Origin of the sequence: Catenibacterium sp. CAG:290 (assembly GCF_000437715.1) — a bacterium.
Taxonomy (GTDB): Bacteria; Bacillota_I; Bacilli_A; order Erysipelotrichales; family Coprobacillaceae; genus Catenibacterium; species Catenibacterium mitsuoka_A.
Window position 1 is genome coordinate 4,262 of sequence record NZ_FR898853.1, and the last position, 4,917, is coordinate 9,178.

4 protein-coding genes are annotated in these 4,917 nt (G+C 33.3%); 3 read left to right on the top strand and 1 reads right to left on the bottom strand.

Annotated elements, in window-relative coordinates:
- From QVO42_RS08245 to QVO42_RS08255, 3 genes are all read left to right on the top strand, one after another.
- Positions 1-1,800 (top strand): HAD-IC family P-type ATPase (locus QVO42_RS08245; protein WP_288164144.1); only part of this gene is annotated, 1,800 nt, incomplete at its 5' end.
- Complete coding sequence (locus QVO42_RS08250) at positions 1,793-2,569, top strand: HAD-IIB family hydrolase (protein ID WP_022425647.1); 777 nt, start codon at positions 1,793-1,795, stop codon at positions 2,567-2,569. The genes QVO42_RS08245 and QVO42_RS08250, both read left to right, overlap by 8 nt.
- Before the next feature lie 156 nt (positions 2,570-2,725).
- Entirely contained in the window at positions 2,726-4,057 is a 1,332-nt protein-coding gene (locus QVO42_RS08255) for a citrate synthase (protein ID WP_022425648.1), read from the top strand.
- 432 nt (positions 4,058-4,489) lie between these two features.
- On the opposite strand, the gene QVO42_RS10470 is transcribed toward QVO42_RS08255, so the two are convergent.
- Positions 4,490-4,720 carry an IS200/IS605 family accessory protein TnpB-related protein gene (locus QVO42_RS10470; protein WP_353734634.1) on the bottom strand — a complete coding sequence of 77 codons (231 nt, stop codon included), beginning with the start codon at positions 4,718-4,720 and terminating at the stop codon, positions 4,490-4,492.
- Between the last annotated feature and the right edge of the window lie 197 nt (positions 4,721-4,917).

The window sequence follows — 4,917 nt, forward strand, 5'->3', positions numbered from 1 at the left end:
GGGAATGCGAACTATTCTACAAAGCTAGTGAATCAAGCTAAACATAAGAATCTTGCATCTAGTGAGATGAGAGATTCTATTGAGAAGATTATCAAGGTTATGAGTATTATTATTGTGCCAGTCGGTCTATTACTCTTTAGAGCACAATATAAGGCCATGCCAAATGACTTTAATACCGCATTAGTTAAAACAGTAGGTGGGGTTATTGGGATGATTCCTGAGGGACTTGTCTTATTAACTTCTTTATCTTTTGTATTAGGTGTTGGTCGTCTTGCAAAAAAGAAAGCACTTGTTCAACAGATGGAATCTATTGAAGCATTAAGCAGAGTTGATGTACTATGTCTTGATAAAACAGGGACTATTACAACAGGTGAACTTAAAGTTAAACATATTGTTCCTATTAGTGATCAATATACGCGTGAGATGATTTGTGATATTATGGGCTCATTTGCTTTCTTAGTAGATGATATCAACCCAACTCAGAAAGCTTTAATGAATTACTTCACTAAAAATGATAAATATCATAAGAAATCAGAAGTACCATTTTCTTCAGAACGTAAATATCGTGCCATTACTTTTGATGATGATCGTTCTTTTGTGTTAGGTGCTCCTGAATTCTTGACTGATAATAAAGAAATCTTAGATCAGGTCAGTGGTTATTCTGAGTTTGGTTTACGTGTATTACTGTTAGGAGAAGCAGATTATTTAGAAGAGGGACATTATCATTCTCTTACTCCAGTTTGTCTTATTGCTATTAGTGATATCATTAAAGAAGATGCACATGATACATTTGATTATTTCAAATCTCAGGGTGTTTCTATTAAAGTCCTTTCAGGAGATAACCCTCTTACAGTTTCTCGTGTATGCACCCTTGCAGGGCTTGATAACGCAAATAATTATATGGATGCTTCGACTCTTCCTGATACTGTAGAAGAAATGAAACAAGTATTAGGAGAAACATGTGTCTTTGGTCGTGTTAAACCAGAACAGAAACAATTGATTATCAAAGCTTTCCAGGAAAATGGTCATGTCGTAGGCATGGTCGGTGATGGTGTCAATGATGTACTTGCGATTAAGGATGCAGATTGTGGTATTGCGATGGCCAATGGAGCTGATGCGGCTAAGCAGGCAGCACATATTGTATTATTAGATTCTAACTTCAGTTCAATGAAGGAAATTGTAAACGAAGGTCGTGTCATCATTGCGAATATTGAAAAGGTCAGCTCACTCTATCTAACTAAGACTATTTATTCTACAATTCTTAGTCTAATCTTTGGATTCTTCTGCTTAACTTATCCATTTACGCCTTTCCAGCTCTCTTTGGTAAGTGGTATGGCAATTGGATTACCATCATTCATTATTACTCTTGAACATGATACAACAATGAATTCAAAAGGATTCCTCACTCATGTGATTCATACAGCACTTCCATGTGCTTTAAGTGTTGTAGTGCTTGTATTGTTTAATTTCTTATTAAAATGGATGTTTTTCTTAAATGCGAAATACTTTTCTACATATAGTTTCTTAGTGACTATATTTATTAGCTTTATTGTATTATTTAAGGTTTCTAAACCACTCAATTTTTTAAGAAAGTTTAATATTGGTTTAAACGTCCTGCTTACTATTGGCTGCCTTTATGCAATTCCAACCTATTTTTATATGTATCCTATTACGGACTTACGTGTTATTATAGTAGTAGCTTTTGAATGTGTAGTTGCTTATTATTTAGTTGCACTTATTACAAAAGCATTAGATAATATAACTGAATATAGACGTTGGAAGAGGGAGAAGCATGGATAAAAAATATTTTTTCTTTGATATTGATGGCACTTTGACAGATATACAAACAGGTATTCCGGTACCTAGTGCATTAGAAACAATTAAAAAATTACAGGATAAAGGACATTTTGTCGCAATTGCGACAGGACGTGCCTATTATAAAACAAAAGAAACAGCTAAGATGCTTGGTATCCATAATCTTGTATCTAATGGAGGGGCAGCACTTATTTATAATGATGAGTTAGTTACAAATAGTCCGTTAGACAGAGAAAAAGCTTTAGCACTTATTCATGAAGCAGATGAAAAAGGCTTTGGAATATTAATTGCCGTTAATGATAGTATTGATGTAGTGATGAAGGATGAACGCTTTATTGAACAGGTAGGAGAAAGACAGGAACCAACTCGTTATATTCTTGATAAGTCATTAAACTATGATGATTTGAAGGATATCTACAAGATTTATATTGCGATTCCAGAAGACAAAGAAGAAGAACTTACTTTAAGAGATACAGTGGGGCATATCCGCTTTGTACCACCTTATCTTACTTATCAACATGATGCAAAAGAAAAAGGTATCATTAAGATGATGGAATACTTAAAGGCTGATATTAAGGATGTTGTAGTCTTTGGTGATGGTGAGAATGATCTTGTTATGTTTAAAAAGGAATGGACATCTATTGCGATGGGCAATGGTGTAGAAGACTTAAAGAAAAAAGCAGATTTTGTCACAAAAGATTCTACAGATGATGGTATAGAATATGCATGTCGTCATTTTGGCTGGATTGATTAAGAAGGAGTAATCCTTCTTTTTTTATATATAACACAAATACATGTACAGATAATTATAAAACAACTAAATAAACTTATGATATTAATAAGAATACTTGTATACAATCTATGAATAATGTGATAGAATAGATTCAACCTTCAAAAAGGAGTTGATGATATGGATCAGAATATAAAGGATTGTTTTAAGAAATCATTGGATGAAACAGCTATTCCTGGTGAACTTTATAAGAAGTATTCTGTAAAGAAAGGCTTACGTAATGAAGATGGTACTGGTGTATTAGTTGGTTTGACAAATATATCAGATGTAGTGGGGTACAAGAAGGTTGATAGTGAAAAAGTTGATGACTATGGTACATTGTATTATCGTGGTATCAATGTAAAAGACATTGTGGAAAATGGAAAAGGACGCCGTTTCCTCTATGAAGAAGTATGCTTCTTGATTCTATTTGGCTATTTGCCAAATAGAGAGGAATTGGAACACTTTAAGAAGACGATTAGCAATCATTACACCTTGCCTGAAAGATACCTAGAATTAAATATTTTGGGATATCCGGAGAAGAATCTCATGAACAAGCTACAAAGAGAAGTATTGATGCTTTATAGCTATGATGATGATCCAGATAATGTAGGTGTATTAGAAACATTAGATAAGGGAATTGATTTGATTGCGAAGATTCCTGTTATTGTTAGCTATACATATCAATCAAAGGTACATCATTTTGATAAGGGATCTATGATTATTCATCATCAGAATTATGATTATTCTATTGCTGAACAGATTTTATATTTATTAAGAAGAGATGGTACTTTCTCTAATAAGGAAGCAGAAGTACTTAATACTGCACTTATTCTACATGCAGATCATGGTGGAGGTAACAACTCTACATTCACAAATGTTGTTATATCTTCTACTGGTACAGATATTTATTCAGCTATTTCTGGTGCTATTGGTTCATTGAAGGGTCCAAAGCATGGTGGGGCAAATTTAGCTGTTAAGAAGCAGATGGAACTTGTTATTAACGAAATTGGTATACAAGCTTCAGAACTTCGTATTAGACAGATAGTCCAGGACATCTTAGATGGGGACTTTAATGATCATACAGGACTTATTTATGGTATTGGACATGCCGTTTATACACTAAGTGATCCACGTAGTGAAATCTTAGCAAAACAATGTGAAGAATTATCATATGAAAAATTCAGACATGATGAATATGAATTTTATAGAAAATTCTCAGCTATTGCGATTGAGGAAATCTATAAGAGAAAAGGTATTCATGTCTGTACAAATGTCGATTTCTATAGTGGTTTAGTATATGATATGCTTGGCATTCCTGAAGATCTTTATACATTACTCTTTGTAATTGGTAGAACAGTTGGATGGGTTGCTCATAATATTGAATCTAAGCTTTATAGTGGACGAATTGTTAGACCTGCCACTAAATTCGTGGGAGAACTTAAAGACTATAAGAATATTGAAGATAGATAGGGAAAATGCGACTAAAATCGCATTTTTTCTTTTGTTTTCAATAAAACACTACACTTTTGAACCAATAAATGTTACTATCTTTATAAGGATGTTGTCCTCTTAAGGAGAAATATATGGTTGTTTCCTATTTATTGACAATATGTGGTTCTTTAATCATAATTATTGGAGCTGCTGTATTTATTATTGGAAAACACAGCAAATAAACCACTCCGGCTTAATTTTAAAATTAAGTCGGAGTTTTTAGTTACTTAGTATTTCAGTTTTCAACTAATGCGAGTCTACGTTGCCTCTATCGTATTGGACACTTGTAGCCACAACGTTACTTTTTGATAGTATATTTAATGCACCATTTACATTTGCATTCAGCACTTGTCCACGATATATTCTCTTACCATTGAAATGATATTCTTTACTCTTATCCCAGAAGCTGGCCTATGAGGTGTACGATTTTTCCGGAATTACAAGCAGGATGCCATTTGATTTACAGAGATATTCAAGCTTATCTTGAAGAATATCATATGGGATATCAACAAAACTCTGATTATTATTTTTACCTATATAGGAATCCTTCTGAAGTGTTTTGTTATAGCCCACAACAAGTATTCCTATATCATTATCAGGACAATAATTAATCACAATGCGTGCTGTAGTTTTTGATTCTATTGTTGCGCTTACGCACTATTTTTTTTAGTTATCTTATTGCCATAGTTCTGTTTATCCTTGATGGACTCTAATCATGCATTCTCCTTGCAATTTAGGAAAAGAGTTTCCTATACTTTCATTCTAGATCACTCAATTAAAAGCACTAAAAAAAAGCGCCGAAGCAATGTCATTAAGTTAAGAATTGACAGCTATCAAGG

What these genes read in the sequence shown, in the direction of transcription:
- QVO42_RS08255 (WP_022425648.1), top strand. Translation starts at nt 2,726, where the DNA reads ATGGATCAGAATATAAAGGATTGTTTTAAGAAATCATTGGATGAAACA.
- QVO42_RS08250 (WP_022425647.1), top strand. Translation starts at nt 1,793, where the DNA reads ATGGATAAAAAATATTTTTTCTTTGATATTGATGGCACTTTGACAGAT.